General features: G+C 57.4%; 17 protein-coding genes. 14 read left to right on the top strand and 3 right to left on the bottom strand.

The annotated features are described in order from the left end of the window. Window positions 1-74: 74 nt before the first annotated feature. The 10 genes from ftsZ to nrdR all read left to right on the top strand — a co-directional run bounded on the left by ftsZ (window position 75) and on the right by nrdR (window position 11,216). On the top strand, window positions 75-1,259 hold the full coding sequence (ftsZ, locus tag ACQQZ8_RS09780) for a cell division protein FtsZ (RefSeq protein WP_431709642.1): 1,185 nt from the start codon (window positions 75-77) through the stop codon (window positions 1,257-1,259). Between the two features lie 23 nt (window positions 1,260-1,282). Then, entirely contained in the window at window positions 1,283-2,005 is a 723-nt protein-coding gene (gene pgeF / locus ACQQZ8_RS09775) for a peptidoglycan editing factor PgeF (protein ID WP_431709641.1), read from the top strand. Window positions 2,006-2,127: 122 nt separating this feature from the next. Then, complete coding sequence (locus ACQQZ8_RS09770) at window positions 2,128-2,676, top strand: cell division protein SepF (protein WP_431709640.1); 549 nt, start codon at window positions 2,128-2,130, stop codon at window positions 2,674-2,676. Between the two features lie 24 nt (window positions 2,677-2,700). Continuing rightward, entirely contained in the window at window positions 2,701-2,997 is a 297-nt protein-coding gene (locus ACQQZ8_RS09765) for a YggT family protein (RefSeq protein WP_431709639.1), read from the top strand. A gap of 222 nt (window positions 2,998-3,219) precedes the next feature. Next, entirely contained in the window at window positions 3,220-3,957 is a 738-nt protein-coding gene (locus ACQQZ8_RS09760) for a DivIVA domain-containing protein (protein WP_431709638.1), read from the top strand. Between the two features lie 103 nt (window positions 3,958-4,060). Continuing rightward, window positions 4,061-4,624 carry a signal peptidase II gene (lspA, locus tag ACQQZ8_RS09755; RefSeq protein WP_431709637.1) on the top strand — a complete coding sequence of 188 codons (564 nt, stop codon included), beginning with the start codon at window positions 4,061-4,063 and terminating at the stop codon, window positions 4,622-4,624. Further along, window positions 4,621-5,568, top strand: coding sequence for an RluA family pseudouridine synthase (locus ACQQZ8_RS09750; RefSeq protein ID WP_431709636.1), 948 nt, complete (start codon window positions 4,621-4,623; stop codon window positions 5,566-5,568). Before lspA ends, ACQQZ8_RS09750 begins: the two co-directional genes overlap by 4 nt. A gap of 139 nt (window positions 5,569-5,707) precedes the next feature. Then, the gene (gene dnaE / locus ACQQZ8_RS09745) at window positions 5,708-9,217 is read left to right on the top strand and encodes a DNA polymerase III subunit alpha (RefSeq protein ID WP_431712174.1); all 3,510 of its coding nucleotides are present in this window, start codon (window positions 5,708-5,710) and stop codon (window positions 9,215-9,217) included. A 69-nt stretch (window positions 9,218-9,286) separates the two neighbouring features. Next, window positions 9,287-10,639 carry a histidinol dehydrogenase gene (hisD, locus tag ACQQZ8_RS09740; protein ID WP_431709635.1) on the top strand — a complete coding sequence of 451 codons (1,353 nt, stop codon included), beginning with the start codon at window positions 9,287-9,289 and terminating at the stop codon, window positions 10,637-10,639. Window positions 10,640-10,727: 88 nt separating this feature from the next. Further along, on the top strand, window positions 10,728-11,216 hold the full coding sequence (gene nrdR, locus ACQQZ8_RS09735; RefSeq protein ID WP_431709634.1) for a transcriptional regulator NrdR: 489 nt from the start codon (window positions 10,728-10,730) through the stop codon (window positions 11,214-11,216). 99 nt (window positions 11,217-11,315) lie between these two features. Here the strand turns inward: nrdR and ppgK are convergent, their stop codons facing one another. Next, window positions 11,316-12,101 carry a polyphosphate--glucose phosphotransferase gene (gene ppgK / locus ACQQZ8_RS09730; protein ID WP_431709633.1) on the bottom strand — a complete coding sequence of 262 codons (786 nt, stop codon included), beginning with the start codon at window positions 12,099-12,101 and terminating at the stop codon, window positions 11,316-11,318. Window positions 12,102-12,141: 40 nt separating this feature from the next. Further along, complete coding sequence (gene map / locus ACQQZ8_RS09725; RefSeq protein WP_431709632.1) at window positions 12,142-13,017, bottom strand: type I methionyl aminopeptidase; 876 nt, start codon at window positions 13,015-13,017, stop codon at window positions 12,142-12,144. 106 nt (window positions 13,018-13,123) lie between these two features. Between map and ACQQZ8_RS09720 the strand changes: the two genes are divergently transcribed. Next, window positions 13,124-13,318 carry an SPOR domain-containing protein gene (locus ACQQZ8_RS09720; protein WP_431709631.1) on the top strand — a complete coding sequence of 65 codons (195 nt, stop codon included), beginning with the start codon at window positions 13,124-13,126 and terminating at the stop codon, window positions 13,316-13,318. Between the two features lie 28 nt (window positions 13,319-13,346). On the opposite strand, the gene panB is transcribed toward ACQQZ8_RS09720, so the two are convergent. Next, window positions 13,347-14,183 carry a 3-methyl-2-oxobutanoate hydroxymethyltransferase gene (gene panB, locus ACQQZ8_RS09715; protein WP_431709630.1) on the bottom strand — a complete coding sequence of 279 codons (837 nt, stop codon included), beginning with the start codon at window positions 14,181-14,183 and terminating at the stop codon, window positions 13,347-13,349. 133 nt (window positions 14,184-14,316) lie between these two features. Here panB and glnA point away from each other — a divergent pair, with 133 nt between their 5' ends. From glnA to ACQQZ8_RS09700, 3 genes are all read left to right on the top strand, one after another. Then, a complete protein-coding gene (glnA, locus tag ACQQZ8_RS09710; RefSeq protein ID WP_431709629.1) occupies window positions 14,317-15,657 on the top strand; it encodes a type I glutamate--ammonia ligase in 1,341 nt (446 codons plus the stop codon). Between the two features lie 59 nt (window positions 15,658-15,716). After that, the gene (locus tag ACQQZ8_RS09705; RefSeq protein ID WP_431709628.1) at window positions 15,717-18,740 is read left to right on the top strand and encodes a bifunctional [glutamine synthetase] adenylyltransferase/[glutamine synthetase]-adenylyl-L-tyrosine phosphorylase; all 3,024 of its coding nucleotides are present in this window, start codon (window positions 15,717-15,719) and stop codon (window positions 18,738-18,740) included. Window positions 18,741-18,896: 156 nt separating this feature from the next. After that, window positions 18,897-19,364: a nucleoside deaminase gene (locus tag ACQQZ8_RS09700; protein ID WP_431709627.1), complete on the top strand. Its 468-nt coding sequence runs from the start codon at window positions 18,897-18,899 to the stop codon at window positions 19,362-19,364. Window positions 19,365-19,441 lie beyond the last annotated feature (77 nt).

Genomic DNA, 19,441 nt, shown 5'->3' with positions numbered 1-19,441 from the left:
ACCTTAAGGCTAAAGGTGAAGGTTTCGCGCTGGTGTCGTGATTCATGTAGCACAACTAACAAGGGAAGCGGGACGTGGCAGCTCCACAAAATTACCTCGCGGTCATTAAAGTCGTCGGCATCGGCGGTGGCGGTGTAAACGCAGTCAATCGAATGATCGAAGTTGGATTGAAGGGCGTTGAATTTATCGCCATCAATACCGACGCCCAGGCCCTGCTAATGAGCGATGCCGATGTCAAGCTTGACGTCGGTCGTGAACTGACCCGCGGCCTTGGCGCAGGCGCTAATCCGGATGTCGGACGCCAAGCGGCCGAAGATCACGTAGAAGAAATTGAAGACGTGCTGCGCGGCGCAGACATGGTCTTCGTCACCGCGGGTGAGGGCGGTGGAACCGGTACCGGTGGCGCCCCCGTGGTGGCTCGCATTGCCCGTTCGCTCGGTGCGCTGACCATTGGTGTGGTCACTCGACCATTCACCTTCGAAGGCCGTCGTCGTGCCAACTCCGCAGAGGCCGGCATTGAGGCGCTGCGCGATGAGGTCGATACCCTGATCGTGATCCCGAACGACCGACTGCTCTCGATCTCCGATCGAAACGTCTCGGTTTTGGATGCCTTCCGTCAAGCAGACCAGGTGCTACTTTCCGGTGTGCAGGGCATTACCGATTTGATTACCACCTCAGGCCTGATCAACCTCGACTTCGCCGATGTGAAATCCGTGATGCAAGGTGCAGGTTCGGCGCTTATGGGTATCGGTTCGGCGCGCGGTGAAGACCGTGCGGTCAAGGCCGCCGAACTAGCCATTGCCTCGCCACTGCTGGAAGCCTCGATTGATGGCGCGCACGGCGTGCTGCTTTCGATTCAGGGCGGTTCTGATCTTGGTTTGTTCGAAATCAACGAAGCAGCGCGTCTGGTGCAGGAAGTTGCACACCCAGAAGCCAACATCATCTTCGGGGCCGTCATCGATGACGCACTGGGTGACGAAGCCCGCGTGACTGTGATTGCCGCCGGTTTTGACTCGGTTGATGCCACCAGCAAGCCGATGGCTAAGCTGCCAGCTCAATCCATCACCACTCCACCAGCGGCCGAGCCCGCAGCAGCTGCAGCCCCGGCCCAGCCAGCCGAGAAGCCTGCTGCCACTACGGTCACCGAAAGCAAGCCGGTCGAAGGATCTAAGCGTGACTTTCAGGAGATCCCCGATGTCGTCGACTCGGATCTGAACGGATCCAACGATGATCTGGACGTGCCGGACTTCTTGAAGTAGTCCACGCAAGGACTATTGACGCAGTGCTACATTACGTATCGAACCTCGATCCGCAGATCCACCTGGCGTTCACCACACAGGCTGAGGGAAACCTCGCCCTGCACGTGAACGATGACCCGCACCAAGTGCGGGAAAACCGTGCCAGCTTGGAGTCGCGGATCGGGGTTCGCGCGTTTTCACTGAAGTTTATGAATCAAGTCCATTCGGCCACGGTGCTTCGTCTTATCCAAGACTCAACAACGAAACACAGTGAACAGCAGGTTCCTACCTGTGACGGGTTGGTGAGCGTGGATGCTGCTGATCCGTTGGCAGTGATGGTCGCCGACTGTCTGCCGGTGCTTTTCGTGGGACGCAACGAACAGGCAGAGCAGACAATCACTGCAGCGGTCCATGCCGGGCGGCGTGGCTTGCTTGATGGAATTCTTCGGCACACAGTGCAGCAGATGCAGGAGCTTGGCTCCGATCAAATTGAAGCAGTGATCGGCCCGGCCATATGCGGTGCTTGTTATGAAGTTCCCGAAACAATGCGTGCCGAATCCGAAGAAGTTATGCCCGGAATCGGTAGTGTCACCCGGTGGGGAAGCGCAGGCTTGGATTTACCGGCTGCGGCTAGCGAGCAACTAGAAAATCTCGGGGTTAGTGTCCGGAATTCCGCCCAGTGCACACTGGAAAATCCGCAGTACTATTCCTACCGCCGTTCATCATCCAGTGGACGGATCGCCGGAGTTATCTGGAAGACTGCCTAGAGCCCTGCGACACACCGAAGTCTTGGGGCAGATTTACTGCACTAGCTGAATCTAGTGCGGTAGCGTCGAATTAGCGGAATCATGCACTTGCGCTTGCATGTACGGGATTAAAGGAGAGAATCGTGGCTGATGGACTACGTAAAGCAATGGTCTATTTAGGCTTGGCTGATGCAGTCGAGCACGAAGAGGCTCCAGAACAAAAGCCCGAGCAGCGCGCTCAGGTGCGGGTAGTTGAAGAGCCGGCTCCACAAAGAGCCGCCGAAGCAGTTCGCCCGGTCCCGGCAGCCAAAGCCTCGGTTCCGCAAACCAATTATGAGCAGGAAACCGAATACCGGGCTCCTGTGACTCCTATTAAGCGTGCCCCTTCGGTGAGGGATGAGGATTCCGAATTGCGTCAGATTACAACCGTGCACCCACGTTCTTACAATGATGCCAAAATCATTGGTGAGAACTTCCGCGACGGTATTCCGGTGATTATGAATGTCACCGATATGGGCGAAACCGATGCCAAACGTCTAGTGGACTTCTCCGCCGGCTTGGTTTTCGCGCTTCATGGTTCCATCGAACGCGTCACTAACAAGGTCTTTTTACTCTCCCCGGCTAGCGTGGAGGTACTGGGAGAGGACCGTAAGCAGTCCGAAGCCCAGGCTACCTTCTTTAACCAGAGCTAGCTGCCAAGGAGCGAACGCACGACGATGCTATTCGGGATTCTTTATCTCGCGCTCAGCATCCTGCAGATTTTGCTATTAATGCGAATTGTGTTGGATGTAACTGAGAGCTTTGCGCGACACTGGCGTCCAAAGGGGATTGCTTTGGTTGCCGCATCAGTAGTTGTATCCATCACCGATCCGCCACTGCGCTGGCTGCGTAAACGAATTAAGCCGCTTGACTTGGGTGGAATCCGGTTGGACTTGTCCTTTTTGATCTTGTTCATCGTGGTGATGATCGCAAAATTAATCGTGGGAAACCTCGGTGTGCAAGTTGGAATCTAGCTTCTAGATTCTGAAAAGTAAGTTTGTCGAATACTGTGGAAAGCAGCAAGTTTCACGGTAAAAGACACGGACATTGATCAGTATTTCGTGTTTAGTGTCCGAAACGTTATATCCTTTAGGAAATGGTGCTTCGACCACGCCAGTCGTAGTATTGAATAACGCTAAGTGTTTCGCAGGGCAACCTAGGTCGTGCGGAAGAGATCCCAGTATTGAGGTGACCCAATGGCTTTGACGCCAGAAGACGTAGTCAATAAGCGGTTTCAGCCGACCAAGTTTCGCGAAGGTTACGACCAGGATGAGGTAGATGATTTCCTCGACGAAATCGTCGTTGAACTTCGCCGCCTGAACGCTGAAAATGACGAGCTTCGCAGCCGTCTAGCTGCGCTGGGCGAAGACGTGTCGGCCGCGAAGGAACAGTCGGTACCGGCACCGGTTGCCGCAGCTCCGGCTGCTAAGCCTGCCGAGGAGAAGAAGGCTGAAACTCCGGCTGCTAAGCCAGCTGAGGAGAAGAAGGCTGAAACTCCGGCTGCTAAGCCAGCTGAGGAGAAGAAGGCTGAAACTCCGGCTGCTAAGCCTGCCGAAGAGAAGAAGGTCGAAGCTCCGAAGACCGCACCTGCCGCCGAGGCACCGGCACGCGCTGAGACCGCCGAGTCGGCCGCCAACGTGCTGGCTATGGCTCAGCGCCTGCACGATGAATACGTTGCCGCTGGCGTGGAGCAGCGTGACAAGATCATCGCCGAAGCTAAGACCGAAGCGACCACCATGGTCACCGAGGCAGAAGAGAAGAGCCGTAAGACTCTCTCAGCTCTGGAACAGCAGAAGTCTGTCTTGGAGCGTAAGCTCGAGCAGCTGCGCGTATTCGAGCGTGACTACCGTGCGCGGTTGAAGACTTACATCGAAGGCCAGCTGCGCGACCTTGAGTCGCAGGCCTCGATCGATAGCACTACTAAGAACAGCTAACCTCACCGGTTTGCCGACTTAGATCAGTCAGTTTAGTTGACGGTGGTGACCGGGCATCCGGTCGCCACCGTTGACGTTTAATGAGCTCTACTTAAGGGTGTACATGGAAAACAACTCGGAAGCTCCGCGGCTTACACAGGCTTCAAGCCGACGTTTTCTGGCCGTGAGTTTCGGCATCGCGTTGCTGGCTCTGATTTTAGACCAAGCAACGAAGCTCTATGTCGAATCAAATATGAAGCTGGGAGAGTCCTTCGAAGTCATCCCGGGACTGCTGAATATCCATTACATCCTCAACCCCGGCGCCGCCTTCTCCATCGGCGAAGACTTCACGATTATTTTCGCAATCCTGCAGGCGCTCGTGGTCATCTACGTCAGCTATCTACTGGTACGCAAGGTGCGCACCCTTTCCTGGGCCATCACTTTGGGCGCACTACTCGGTGGGGTAGCTGGTAACTTGATCGATCGGATCTTTCGGGAACCCGGCCTCGGCTTCGGGCATGTGGTGGACATGATCTCGGTACCCCGCTTCGCAATTTTCAACATTGCCGATTCATTTATTGTGTGTTCGATGATCGTGGTGGCAATTTTGATCATCCGCAATGTTAATCTGGACGGCCGCAAAGCGGTGCCCACCACGAAGTCCGAAGGTGAGCAAGACAAACAATGAGCTTGGACCGGCCAGCGGCAATACACGAACTTGAAGCGGGCCCGGAAGATGCCGGGACCCGTAGCGACACCTTCATTGCCCGCCAATTAGCAATATCGCGCACCGAAGCAGCGGAACTATGCAAAAACGCTCGGGTTCGGGTCAATGACAAGGTCCTGTCCAAATCCGTTAAACTCAAAGCCGCTGACCGGGTAGTTGTCGATCTACCGGCCCGTGAAGATCCGCTGAAGGTAAGGGTGAGTCTGGTGGAAGACCTCAAGATCATTGCCGATGATGAACACTTCGTTGTGATTGACAAACCGGTTGGCGTGGCAGCCCACCCATCACCGGGTTGGGTTGGTCCCACCGTGGTCGGTGCTCTAGCCGCGGCCGGCTACAATATTTCCACCTCCGGTGCCCCAGAGCGTCAAGGTATTGTGCATCGGCTTGATGTGGGCACTAGTGGGCTCATGGTCGTGGCCAAAACCGAGCAGGCCTACACCGAACTCAAGCGAGCTTTCAAGGAGCGCACTCCGAAAAAGATCTACCACGCGGTGGTACAAGGCTTACCCGACCCGATGAAGGGCACCATCGACGCTCCCATCGGCCGCCACCCGAACTTCGAATGGAAGTTCGCGGTGCTCGATGGTGGCCGTGACTCGGTGACCCATTACGAGGTGGAGGAAGCTTTCGGGCGGGCGAGCCTGGTTGAAGTGGAACTGGAAACCGGTCGCACCCACCAGATTCGCGTTCACTTCTCGGCTTTCGGGCATCCCTGTGCCGGTGACCAAACCTATGGGGCGGATCCGAAACTGGCCGCCGCCCTTGGGCTAACCCGCCAATGGTTGCACGCGCACCGGTTGGGCTTCGCACACCCGGCCAGTGGACAGTGGACTGAGTTCGTCAGTGACTATCCCGCTGATCTGGCGCATGCGTTGGAATTGCTACGCGAAGGCACTTATTAGCTCGCCTGTTTCAACGTTTGTCGGTGTGTGTTTTCCAACCCCTCCCGAGCCTCAGTACCAGATCGGTACGGGCTAGACTGGATGGGTGAGTGCAACACGTGACGGATTCGTTCATCTACATACCCATACCGAATATTCGATGCTCGATGGTGCCGCGCGCCTCGGGGAACTCTTCGAAGAAGCAAACCGGCAGGGCATGGAAGCCATGGCAATCACCGACCATGGCTATCTGTTCGGTGCCTTCGACTTCTGGCGCCAGGCCACCGGGGCGGGGATCAAACCAATTATCGGTGTGGAAGCCTATGTCACTCCCGGTACCGCCCGCAATGACAAGGAACGTGTCAAGTGGCGTACTGAAGAGCGACAAAAAGGTGATGACGTCTCCGGCGGTGGCCTTTATACCCACATGACCCTGCTCTCCTATAACAACGAGGGCATGAACAACCTGTTCAAGGGCAGCTCCATCGCTTCGCTTGATTCGGTCTTCGGTAAGTACCCGCGCTGGGATCGGGACTTGCTAAGCACCTACTCCAATGGGCTGATCGCCACCACCGGGTGTCCTTCGGGTGAAGTGCAAACCAAGTTGCGCCTAGGTCAATACGAGGCTGCGAAAGCTGCTGCGGCCGAGTTCCAAGACATTTTCGGCAAGGAAAACTACTTCTGCGAGATCATGGATCACGGTCTGGAGATCGAACGGCGGATCACCCAAGACCTGTTGCGTTTGGCTAAGGAACTGAACATCCCACTGGTGGCCACCAACGACCTGCACTACACGCATGAATCCGATGCCAAAGCCCACGAAGCTCTCCTGGCCATTAACTCCGGATCCACCCTGGATGAGCCTACCTATGATCAGGGCGGTAAGCGCTTCGCTTTCTCCGGCTCAGGGTATTACCTCAAGAGCGCCCGAGAAATGCGGGAACTCTTCCGCGAGTTCCCCGAAGCTTGTGACAACACGCTGTTGATTGCCGACCGGGCGGAAGTTAGCTTTGACACCAACGCCAACTACATGCCTAAGTTCCCTTGCCCGGAAGGGGAGGATGAAACAAGCTGGCTGATTAAGGAAGTTAATAGCGGACTTCATTACCGCTACCCGGATGGTATTCCGGATGATGTACGTAAACAAGCCGACTACGAGCTGGACGTCATCATCAAGATGGGCTTCCCCGGCTACTTCCTCGTCGTGGCCGACTTCATCAACTGGTCTAAGAACAACGGCATCCGTGTCGGTCCCGGCCGTGGATCCGGTGCAGGTTCGATGGTTGCCTACGCGATGCGGATTACCGACCTCGACCCGCTGCAACACGGTTTGATCTTTGAACGCTTCTTGAACCCGGAACGTGTTTCCATGCCCGACTTCGACGTTGACTTCGACGATCGTCGCCGCCCCGAGGTGATCAAGTACGTCACCGAGAAGTACGGTGATGAGCGCGTGTCGATGATCGTGACCTACGGCTCCATCAAGACGAAGCAGGCGTTGAAGGACTCCTCGCGCGTGCTGGGCTACCCCTTCTCCATGGGAGAAACCCTCACTAAAGCGCTACCGCCAGCGGTGATGGCCAAGGACATTCCGCTCAATGACATTGAGAACCCGAAAGCTAAGCGTTTCGCCGAAGCCGCCGATTTCCGTAATCTGGTGGCCAATGACCCCGAGGCAGCCCGTGTTTTTGAAACCGCGAAGGGTCTAGAAGGCCTGAAACGCCAGTGGGGTGTGCACGCCGCCGGCGTCATTATGAGTTCGGATCCGATTATCGACGTCATTCCAATCATGCGTCGTATTCAGGATGGACAGGTTATCACGCAGTTTGACTACCCAACCTGTGAAGGCTTGGGGTTGATCAAGATGGACTTCTTGGGCTTGCGAAACCTCACCATCATTTCCGACGCGATCGAAAACATCAAGGCGAATACCGGCCACGAGCTGGACCTGGAAAATCTACCCCTGGACGACAAGGGTGCGTACGAGCTACTTGCTCGCGGTGACACCTTGGGCGTATTTCAGCTCGACGGTGGACCGATGCGCTCGTTGCTGAAGCTGATGAAGCCGGATAACTTCGAAGATATTTCGGCAGTGCTCGCGCTTTACCGCCCGGGGCCGATGGGCGCGAACGCGCACAATAACTATGCCTTGCGCAAAACCGGGTTACAAGAAGTGGTGCCGATTCACCCGGAACTGGAAGAGCCGCTGGCAGAGATTCTCGGTGGCACCTTCGGCCTGATCGTGTATCAGGAGCAGGTGATGGCCATCGCCCAGAAGCTGGCCGGATACTCCCTCGGCCAGGCAGATATTCTGCGCCGTGCCATGGGCAAAAAGAAGAAAGAAGAACTGGATAAACAGTTTGCTGGCTTCAAACAGGGAATGAACGATCACGGGTATTCCGATGAGGCGGTCGATACCCTCTGGGCGATTCTGTTGCCATTCTCGGACTACGCCTTTAATAAGGCTCACTCCGCCGCCTACGGGGTGATCTCCTATTGGACCGCGTACCTGAAGGAGCACTATACCGCGGAGTATATGGCGGCACTGCTCACCAGCGTGGGTGATGACAAAGACAAGTTGGCCATGTATCTCAATGAGTGTCGCCGCATTGGGATCACCGTGCTACCCCCGGATGTCAACGAATCGGCCCAGAACTTCACCCCGGTGGGGACAGATATCCGCTTCGGTATGGGCGCGGTGCGTAACGTGGGGACGCACGTGGTCGAGGGCATGGTGCAGGCTCGCGAGGAAAAGGGTAATTACACCGACTTCGGCGACTTCCTCCGCAAGGTTCCTGCCGTGGTCTGCAACAAGCGCACCATTGAGTCAATGATCAAGGCCGGAGCGTTCGACTCTCTGGACCATCCACGTCGCGCCTTAGTCGCCGTGCACGAAGAAGCCATCGATTCGGTGATCCAGCTCAAACGCAATGAGGCTGCCAACCAATTCGACCTCTTTAGTGCCTTGGGTGCCGAAGAAACTGACTCATCAATGGCAGTGAGCATCCCGGACCTTCCCGACTGGGACAAAAAAGAAAAACTGGGCTACGAGCGAGAAATGCTCGGGTTGTATGTCTCCGACCATCCCCTGCAGGGTCTGGGCCCCGCCCTAGAACAGTACGCCGATATGCCGGTCACCCATGTGATCTCCGATGATGGGCCCTCGGACGGGCACATCATTTCTATTGCTGGGATGATCAACGGACTGCAACGACGCATTGCGAAGAAGAGCGGTAATCCCTATGCCCGGTGCGAGGTCGAAGACCTGTCCGGCTCCATGGAAGTGATGTTCTTTGGTGCTGCCTATCAACCGATCGCCGAAATTTTGGCTGATGATCTGATCGTAGTTATCAAGGGCAGGGTGCAGCGCCGTGACGATGGCTCAATAACACTCAATGCCCAGGAAATGATGATTCCGGAACTCTCCGATGCCACTGGCAACGGCCCGGTCGTTATTGCCATTCCCACCCACAAGGCGACCGAAACCTTGGTCTCGCAACTAGGTGATGTGTTGCGCACACACCGTGGCAATACCGAGGTCCGGGTCAAGCTCTCCGGATCGCGCGGTACCTCGCTGATGCGGTTGGGAATGAACTACCGGGTGAACCCTAACCCGGCACTGTTCGGAGACTTGAAGGTTCTCTTAGGCCCCGCTTGTGTCGAAGGGTAGCCACAGTTCACTGTGACCGGTCCCGGTCACGGTTACGCCTTGGTATCGGCTGACAGATAAACTAGCTGGGTGAACTCTACAGCTGATACCACTTTTCCTCTGCTGGCAACCCTTGATTGGCGCGACCAGCAGCACAGCCGTGCCCAACTTAAGGCCCAACTGCCGCGCCCGGAGATTAATTCACAGACCGCCGCGGAGGCGGTGCAACAGATAATTGACCAGGTGCGTAGTGAGGGTATGGCTGCTCTCTTAGCGCTTTCGGCACGCTTTGACGGGGTGGAACTGGAGCATACCCGGGTGCTGGCTGCGGAGTTAGACCGGGCCTTGGCCGAACTGGATCCGCTAGTTCGTGAGGCATTGGAAGAGTCCATTGCGCGTGCCCGCAAATTTGCTGCTGCGCAGATACCTGAAGATTGCACCGTGAGCTACGCGAATGGTGCCACGGTAACCCAGCGGTGGGTGCCGGTGCGCCGGGTTGGGTTGTATGTGCCCGGCGGGTTGGCCGTTTACCCCTCCTCGGTCATCATGAATGCGGTCCCTGCTCAAGCGGCAGGCGCCGAGTCCTTAGCTTTGGCCAGCCCACCGCAAAAGGAATTTGGTGGGCTGCCACACCCAACCATTCTTGCCGCAGCGAAACTGCTGGGAATCACCGAGGTCCACGCCATGGGAGGCGCCCAAGCGGTAGCGGCCTTCGCCTACGGTATAGATGTGCCACAGGATCCACGCGGTGGAATTGAGCCGGTGGATGTCATTTCCGGGCCGGGTAACGTCTTTGTGGCAACCGCTAAGCGCTTAGTCAAGGGTGTGGTGGGCATTGATGCCGAAGCCGGTCCCACCGAAATCGCGATTCTGGCTGATGCCGGGGCTAACCCGCGCTACATCGCCGCGGATATGATTTCGCAGGCCGAGCACGACGAGAACGCGGCGGCTGTGCTGATTACCGACTCACCGGAACTCAGCGAGGCGGTACGCGCCGAACTGAGCGTTCAGGTGGCCAATACCAAGCACACCGAACGAGTTCAGGTGGCGTTGTCCGGACGGCAGTCAGCGATCATCTTGGTGAAGGACCTGGCTCAGGGGATCGAGGTGTGTAACGCCTACGCGGCCGAACATCTGGAAGTCATGACCGCGAACGCCAGCGAGGTAACCGCGCAGATTACCGCGGCTGGGGCGATTTTTGTGGGCGACTACGCGCCGGTGAGCTTGGGGGATTACTGCGCAGGATCGAACCACGTGCTACCCACCTCCGGGACCGCGCTGCACGCCTCGGGATTGAACGTCAACACCTTCCTCAAGGCCATTCAAGTGATCGATTATGATCAGGCAGCCTTGGATCTGGTGGCCGAGCACGTGATAAACCTCTCCCACGCTGAAGACCTGCCCGCGCACGGGGACGCGGTTCAAGTACGGCAGCGCAAATAAGCGATAAACTGTTACATGACATCGGTGAACTCACAGTGAATCCTGCCAGAAAAGTATCCGGTGTCAGCAACACATCCTTGGAGGTGCGATGAACTGCCCATATTGCCGCAATCCCGATTCGCGTGTCGTTGATTCCCGTGTGGCCGACGACGGTGTATCGATTCGTCGGCGACGCCAGTGCACCGAATGCTCGCGCCGTTTTACTACTTTGGAGACCACGAGCCTGAACGTGGTGAAACAATCCGGAGCCGTCGAAGCCTTTTCGCGCACTAAAGTCATCAATGGTGTGCGTAAGGCCTGCCAAGGACGCCCGGTCACCGACCACGATCTCGCGGTTCTAGCTCAGGAAGTTGAAGAAACTGTTCGGCTCTCCGGGGCCGCAGAAATTCCAGCTCACCAAGTCGGGCTGGCGATTCTTGAACCGCTACAGCGCCTGGATGAAGTCGCTTACCTGCGTTTTGCCAGTGTCTATCAGGACTTCCAATCGCTGAAGGACTTTGAAGCCGCGATCGCGAAACTACGTGAAGAGCGGCCCGCGCATCCCACCGGGACACAACGTCCACTGACCGCGCAGTAGCTGCGCACTAGGCGCTCCGACAACGCATCCGCCCCACCCTCCGGCTGGTAATTTCAGGCTGAGGGTGGGGCGGATGAGTTTGTTGTGCAGCGATGTCGATTAGCTGTTTTGTCGACTGCCGTGTAGTGCGGCGCCAAGGATCCCGGCGTTATTCGCGTGCTCCGCTACCGCGATTTTGGTTTCAAGCTCTAGTAGTGGGACAAACTTCTGTGGGCTCTTCGACACCCCGCCACCTAGGATGATCAGCTCGGGTGAGAAGAGGAACTGCACGTGTTCCAGATAGCCGTTCAAACGTTGCGCATACTCTTTCCAAGACAGCCCCTCACGTTGACGTGCTGAAGCGCTCGCGCCGCGTTCGGCGATCTGCCCGTTGAATTCCAAATGCCCCAGTTCAAAGTTGGGTACCAGTTCACCATTAAAAAGTAACGCCGAACCAATTCCGGTGCCCAGCGTGAGCATCAGAACTGATCCCGCCACCCCGCGAGCTGCCCCGAATTCGGCTTCGGCAAGCCCCGCAGCGTCGGCATCATTGAGCACAGTCACCTCACGGCCGATCTGCTGGCTCAAGAGCGCCACCAGATCGGTACCAATGAAGGTCGGATCAATATTGGACGCCGAGCGAGCCACCCCGTGGTGCACAATGCTCGGCAGTGCCACACCCACCGGCGCGTCGGCCGGCATCCCCGGGCGTTGGCGTAATTCGTTAAGCACCGCCGCAACCACTTCGGCCACTGCCTGTGGAGTTGCTGGCCGTGGGGTGTCAATCCGGTAGCGTTCCCCGACCAACTGGCCGGTGAACAAATCCACCACCCCACCTTTAATCCCGGTTCCACCTACGTCAACACCATAGGCGTAAGTATGTTCGGGCGTAGCTTTGTGCTCCATGCGGCTCCTCTCGGCCTTACCTGGGAATTAACAGCCGCGGCTAGGGCAAGGTCAGAATTTCGGCGCCATTGTCGGTGACCAGTAGCGTGTGCTCAAACTGGGCGGTGCGTTTCTTATCTTTAGTCGTCACGGTCCACCCATCGGCCCACATATCCCACTCGATAGTTCCGAGTGTCAGCATCGGCTCAATAGTAAAAACCATACCTGTTTCGATGAGCTGATTGTAAGCCGGAGCGGCATCATAATGCGGAATGATCAGTCCGGTATGGAAGGCTTCACCGACCCCGTGTCCGGTGAAGTCGCGCACTACCCCATAGCCAAAACGTTTGGCGTAGGCGGAAATGGTCCGACCGATGACGTTCAGTTCGCGTCCGGGCATCACGGCCTTAATAGCGCGTTGCAGCGAGATCTCGGTGCGCTCTACCAACAAGCGGGATTCCTCATCCACCTCGCCAACGAGGAAGGTGGCGTTATTATCGCCATGAACCCCGCCAATGTAGGCGGTGATATCGATGTTGATGATATCCCCGTCCTGCAACACGGTGCTATCGGGGATGCCATGGCAAATAACTTCGTTTACGGAGGTACACAGGGACTTCGGGAAGCCCCGGTATCCCAGCGTCGAGGGATAGGCCTGATGATCGAGGAGAAACTCGTGACCGATGCGATCCAGTTCCGCAGTGCTGACGCCTGGCTGGCAGGCTTTGCCTACCTCGGCCAGCGCCTGCGCGGCGATCTTGGAAGCGATACGAATGCGTTCAATGACTTCCGGTGTTTTCACATCCGGGTGGCGCACCGAAGAAGGTTCGGGCTTGCCCACATACTCGGGACGTTCGATGCTCGCGGGAACCACTAATTCGGGGCCAATGATACCGGGGGTGAGATTGCCAATCGGGGCAGTAGCAGCAGTAGTCATGTCATTAATACTAGACGGCTTGGGCGCTACTGTCGGTCTGCGATGACAGTTAGGAGAACCGGTATTAGGCTGGCGGTAAGAAACTACAGTGCGGAAGGTAAAAACCATGGCAGCTAATGCAATTCCTGGTGAGGGTCAATATTGGTACAACATTGGCACCGGGCAGGTGGAAAAGGGACCTCAATCTGACTGGTCACAGCTGCTGGGTCCATACCGTACCGAGGCTGAAGCCCAGGAAGCCATGGCCAAAGTGCAGGCGCGCAACGAGGCCTGGGACGAAGAAGACGAGGACGAAGACTAAGCTTCACCCCCGTCTTGGGCTTTTTGGGCTACTTTTCAAACTCGTATTCGACGCTTGGGAAGCTGCCGTTGGCAACGTCCTGGTGGTATTCGGTGACCGCTTCGGAAATCACCTCACGCAGGTTCGCGTATTTCTTCACAAACCGTGGGGTACGTCCGGTGCCCAGCCCCAGCATGTCCTGCCACACCAAAACCTGACCCGTAGTCGAAGACCCGGCACCAATGCCGATGGTCGGCACCCGCAACGCCGCATCTACTTCGGCAGCTACCGGGCTGGGGACCATTTCCAGAAGTACTGCGAATGCACCAGCATCCTGCAAGGCCACAGCCGTGCGGACCAGCTGCGCAGCGGAGTCCCCACGGCCTTGCACCTTGTAGCCACCGAGTGCATGCTCGGACTGCGGAGTGAAACCGATATGAGCGATCACCGGAACACCGGCGGCCACCATCGCGTCAACATAGGGGGCAAATCGCTCATCGCCCTCAATTTTAATCGCGTGAACACCGGCTTCCTTCATCAGGCGAACCGCGGAAGCTACCGCTTGGGCGGGGGACTGCTCATAACTGCCAAAGGGTAGATCAGCCACGACCAAGGCACGGCGGGCCCCGTTGACTACGGCCTTAGCGAATACGATCATTTCATCGAGAGTGATCCGCAGGGTGGAGTTGTAGCCCAGTACGGTGTTTGCTGCGGAGTCTCCCACCAGCAGGGTTTCAATCCCCGCTTGGTCAAAGATTTCCGCGAGCATTGTGTCGTAGCAGGTGATCATGGAGAACTTTTCACCACGTTGCTTCGCTTCGGTTAGATGTCCAATGCGGATCCGTGCCGGGCGCGTGGACGGATCAGAAAGATAGGGTTGTGCCATAAAAAAACCTTAGCGCACTTGGGCACGGCTTTGTTTCCTGATCATTGGGCACAAAAAGTATAGTGTTGCTTCAGGACCTGTAAATTTCCGTCACCGGTACGCGGGCGGCAAACAACACGCAAGGTGGAGAGCAATGAATCGTCAGCAGGAATTCGTACTGCGCACGATCGAAGAACGTGATGTTCGTTTTGTTCGACTCTGGTTCACCGATGTCGTCGGTTCGCTCAAGTCTGTGGCCTTGGCCCCGGCCGAGGTGGAGGATGCATTTGCTGAGGGATTGGGTTTTGATGGTTCCTCCATTGAGGGACTATCGCGCATCTACGAATCAGACATGTTGTTACAGCCGGATCCGGCCACTTTCCAACTACTTCCGTGGCGCGGTGAGGTGGAACCCACCAGCCGGATGTTCTGCGACATTCTCACCCCGGAAGGTACCCCGTCAGCTGCGGATCCACGGCATGTACTCAAACGACAGCTCGATGAAGCCTCAAAGCTTGGATTTACCTGCTATACGCATCCGGAAATAGAGTTCTATCTGCTCGAATCCGCAGAGCCGGGTCCCGATGGGCGGCCGGTACCGATCGATCGAGGCGGCTACTTCGATCACGTGCCTGATGGGATCGGCCAGGACTTCCGTCGCCTGTCGGTCACTACCCTAGAAGCTCTGGGGATCTCGGTAGAATTTTCCCACCACGAGACTGGCCCGGGACAAAACGAGATCGACTTGCGCTACGCCGATGCGCTGCAGACGGCCGATAACATCATGACCTTCCGCACCGTCATCAAGGAGATGGCAATGCAGAAGGGATTGCATGCCACCTTTATGCCCAAGCCTTTTGCCGATCAGCCTGGTAGCGGCATGCACACCCATTTCTCCCTCTTTGAGGGGGACTCCAACGCCTTCTTTGAAGCCGGGCGCGAATATCAGCTCTCGGATATCGCCCGATCCTTCATCGCCGGGATCCTACATCACGCCAAAGAAATGACCGCGGTCACCAACCAGTTCGTCAACTCCTATAAGCGCCTCTGGGGTGGCGGGGAAGCACCGAGCCACCTCTCCTGGGGGCACAACAACCGTTCGGCATTGCTGCGCGTGCCGCTGTATAAGCCGGGCAAGGGTCAAAGCGCCCGAGTGGAGTACCGTGGCATCGATTCGGCTGCCAACCCGTATCTGGCCTACGCCTGTATCTTGGGTGCTGGGCTGAAGGGGATCCATGAGGGCTACGAACTGGAGGACCCGACCGAGGATGACGTGTGGAGCTTGTCCACCGCCGAACGTCGTGCTTCCGGGCACGATCCACTACCCGGGTCCTTGCATGAGGCCATTCGAGCAATGGAAGAATCCGAATTGATGGCAGATATTCTCGGGGAACAGGTGTTCAATTCCTTCTTAGCCAACAAGCGCACGGAGTGGGAAGAATACCGTCAGGAAGTGACTCCCTTCGAGTTGAACAGATATCTGAGGATGCTCTAAGCATTCAGAGCAGTTACCCGTTCCACTAAGCCGGGCCGGGAGGGAAGGACTTGGCGCAGATGGCACCGTCGTCGCGGGATTTGATCAATGCGGGCTTTTTGGAGGTCAGCCGCGCGAAAGGATTCCTCGCATCGGACGAGTTTCAAGATCTAGATACGGGACTCATTGTGCGCAGTATGGCGCACGCACCGGATCCGGATCAGGCCCTACTCTTGGCTTTGCGATTGATTGAGCGGCACCCGAATGCAGCCGCTTTGTTCAGTAAGCCGCACAGTTGCCAAATGTTGGTGCGGATTCTTGGTGCTTCCTCGGCCTTGGGCGAATTTATGATCCGCTGCCCCGAGGCATTGAACACGGTCAGTGGGCAGCCCGAAGACTACTTTCGGCGTCGCGGCGATCAGGAACTGGTTACCGAATTACTCGACGCGGTGCAGGCCGTCCCCTCGGGGGCCGGGCATTGGGTGGCGCAACTGCGTGGTGAACCGGCGCGTCGAGCGTTGCGCACCGCCTACCGACGAGCGTTACTGGATCTGACCTTTCGAGACCTCGGCTCGGCCGAACCACAACGGATACTTCCCGAAGTGGCTGGGGAACTTGCCGATCTGGCTGCCGCCGCGTTGGAAGCGGGTCTGGCGATCAGCCGTGCCGAAACCGTCGAACAGTTCGGCGAGACCAACGTTGATTTGGTGAACTTTTCCATCATTGGCATGGGGAAATGTGGCGCCCGCGAGCTGAACTACATTTCTGATGTGGACGTTATTTACGTGCATCAAGGGATGGGGGAGCTTAGCGAAGCGAAAGCCACGGACATCGCCACCCACCTAGCCACCGGAACCCAACGCGCCATCATGCTCCCCGGAGGAGAGCCACCCTTGTGGGAAGTGGATGCGAACCTAAGACCGGAAGGCAAGGACGGGGCGTTGAGCCGCACCTTGGCCTCCCACGAAGCCTACTATCAGCGGTGGGCCGCCTCCTGGGAATTCCAAGCCCTCCTTAAGGCGCGTTGCATCGCCGGAGACCGGGACCTGGGTGAGCGTTACGAACGCATGGTCGCCCCGCTGGTATGGAGCAGTTCCGAACGCGATGGTTTTGTCGAGTCCGTGCAAAAGATGCGCCGCCGCGTCAATGCCCATATCGACAACTCAGAGGTCGACTGGCAGATAAAACTTGGACCAGGCGGACTGCGCGATGTGGAGTTCACGGTCCAGCTACTGCAGCTCGTGCACGGACGGGTCGAAGCCGCCCTGCAGATTTCCACTACCACTTTGGCGATCCAAGCCTTGAGTGAATTGGGCTTCATTGGACGCCAAGACGCGCTGAACTTCGATGAAGCCTATCGTTTCCTGCGACTCCTGGAGCACCGGATCCAGCTTGGCCAATTGCGGCGGACCCACCTGATGCCGCGTAGCGAGCATGCGCAACGAGTCCTTGCACGTGCCATCCGCGGCGCCGGTGATATTCGACTGACCAGTGCTGAATCCTTGATGCGCCGTTGGAATGAGACCAAAAGACTGGTCCGAACGCTCCACGAAAGAATTTTCTACCGCCCACTGCTGGTCACCAGCTCGAACCTGAGTACCGACGAGGTGCGGCTCACCCCAGAATCGGCGCAGGCCCGGCTGCGGGCTCTGGGCTATTTGGATCCGAAGGCCGCGATGCGGCATATCGAGGCGCTCACCGCCGGGGTTTCGCGCAGCGCCGCCCTACAGCGCCAACTCTTGCCGGTCCTGCTGGGCTGGTTTGCCGAGGGCGTGGATCCGGATGCCGGTCTACTGGGTTTCCGTCGGTTGAGCGAATCCTTGGGCAAAACCCATTGGTTCCTCGGCATGCTGCGCGATACCACGGCAGCCGCCGAACGGCTGAGCTCATTGCTGTCGAACACTCGCTTTCTTACCGACCTGCTGGCCGTAGAATCCACCGCGGCCGCTTGGCTGGGCAATGACGAATCGCTGACCCCGTTGAGTGACGAAGCGTTGAGACAACAATTTGCTTCGATTATCCGGCGGAACAAGCAACCTGCGGTCGCGATCCGGCAGGTGCGGGTGGCTCGGCGTAAAGAATTTCTGCGTGTTGCCCTCGCCGATGGGGCCGGGTTGTTGACCGTCTCGAAGGTGGGACGCGCGCTGAGCGATATCGACTCGGCCACTATCGCCTCGATCTTGCAGGTGCTGGTGCAGCAAGACATCGCAGAGCATGGGCATCACAGCGACATTGCGGTGATCGCGATGGGCCGTCAAGGTGGGGCAGAGATCGGCTACGGTTCGGATGCCGATGTGATGTTCGTGCAGCGTCCCCGCCCACATGCTGATCCGCAAGCTGCGCAGGAGCAGGCACTACGGGTGGTGACGGAACTGATCTCGGCAATCTCACGCCCTCTGAAACCGGCGATCCCTGCCGAAGTCCGACTTCAAGTGGATGCGGATTTGCGTCCCGAAGGTAAATCTGGGGCGTTGGTGCGAAGCTTGGAATCCTACACCGAGTATTACACCCGCTGGGTTGATGTCTGGGAGCGGCAAGCTTTGCTGCGTGCCCGGGTGGTGGCCGGGGACCCAGAAGTGGGACAGGCGTTTATCGCACTGATCAATCCGATCCGCTACGAACAGGCGCTGAGCGAACAGGAAGTCAAGGAGATCCGTAAAATCAAGGCCCGGGTGGAAGCCGAACGCCTTCCCCGTGGCGCGGATCCGGCCTTCCATTTGAAATTGGGACGCGGTTCGTTGTCCGATGTGGAGTGGCTGGTGCAACTTTTCCAGATGCAGCACGCCCACGCTCACCCCAGCCTCCGCACCACCTCGACTCGTCAGGGGCTCAAAGCGCTGGCCGAGCTGAAGCTACTCTCACGATCTGAAGTGAAGACCTTAGACCAGGCATGGGTGCTGGCCACCAAAATTCGTAGCGCTGAAATTATTACCTCGGGCCGTTCCAGTGATGTGTTGCCGCGATCAGCTCGCGATATGGAAGCTGTGGGTCGCTGGTGTGGATATGAGCCTAATCAGGGGTACCAGCTGGAGGAAGATTACCTGAAGGCCACGCGCCGGGCCCGAGCCATCGTGGAGCGTCGCTTCTTTGGATTCGAGGACTGAGCGCTCGTCGCATGAGCACGATCGGGTCGTCGAATAGCTGCCAGAATCTCTTCGAAGTCTGGTTGCCAAATCCGCTCATGACTTCAGACTTTTCCCGGTACAGTGTGAGATGCAGGTAACATTTCGGGAAAGTACCACCGAGGGGAGTCGCAGGAGATGGATCAGAAGATGATGGATCTGGCCATTGCTTTGGCGCAGGATGGCATGGACAACGATAAGGGCGGCCCCTTCGGGGCAGTCGTCGTCCGCGACGGAGAAGTGATTGCGAGCGCCTATAACCGGGTGACAGGGTCGGATGATCCGACCGCCCACGCCGAGGTGCGAGCGCTACGTTTGGCTGCAGAAATGTTAGGCAGCTTCGACCTGTCGGACTGCGAACTCTATACGAGCTCCGAACCTTGCCCGATGTGCTTCGGCGCTGTCTACTGGTCGCGGGTGCAGCGTGTCTACTTCGCCAACACCCGCGCCGACGCAGCACGTATCGGGTTCGACGATTCCTTTATCTATGAGGAGCTGGCCAAACCGGCAGAGCTACGCAGCATCCCATTCATCAAAGTTGATGAGCCCAAAGCGTTGCAGGTCTTTGAGCGGTGGCTGCAGAAGCCCGACCGTGTCGAATACTGAAAGACTGAGTACCGGGTTCTGATGTCTGGGCAGGCTTCCTCCCTGGCCCAGCCAAGAGAACAGACCACTAGCCAAGC

The sequence above is a fragment of the Glutamicibacter uratoxydans genome (assembly GCF_050753455.1).
GTDB classification, from domain to species: Bacteria; Actinomycetota; Actinomycetes; order Actinomycetales; family Micrococcaceae; genus Glutamicibacter; species Glutamicibacter uratoxydans_A.
The sequence above is the reverse complement of the archived record's forward strand: the minus strand, read 5'-3'. Positions and strand labels throughout refer to the sequence as shown.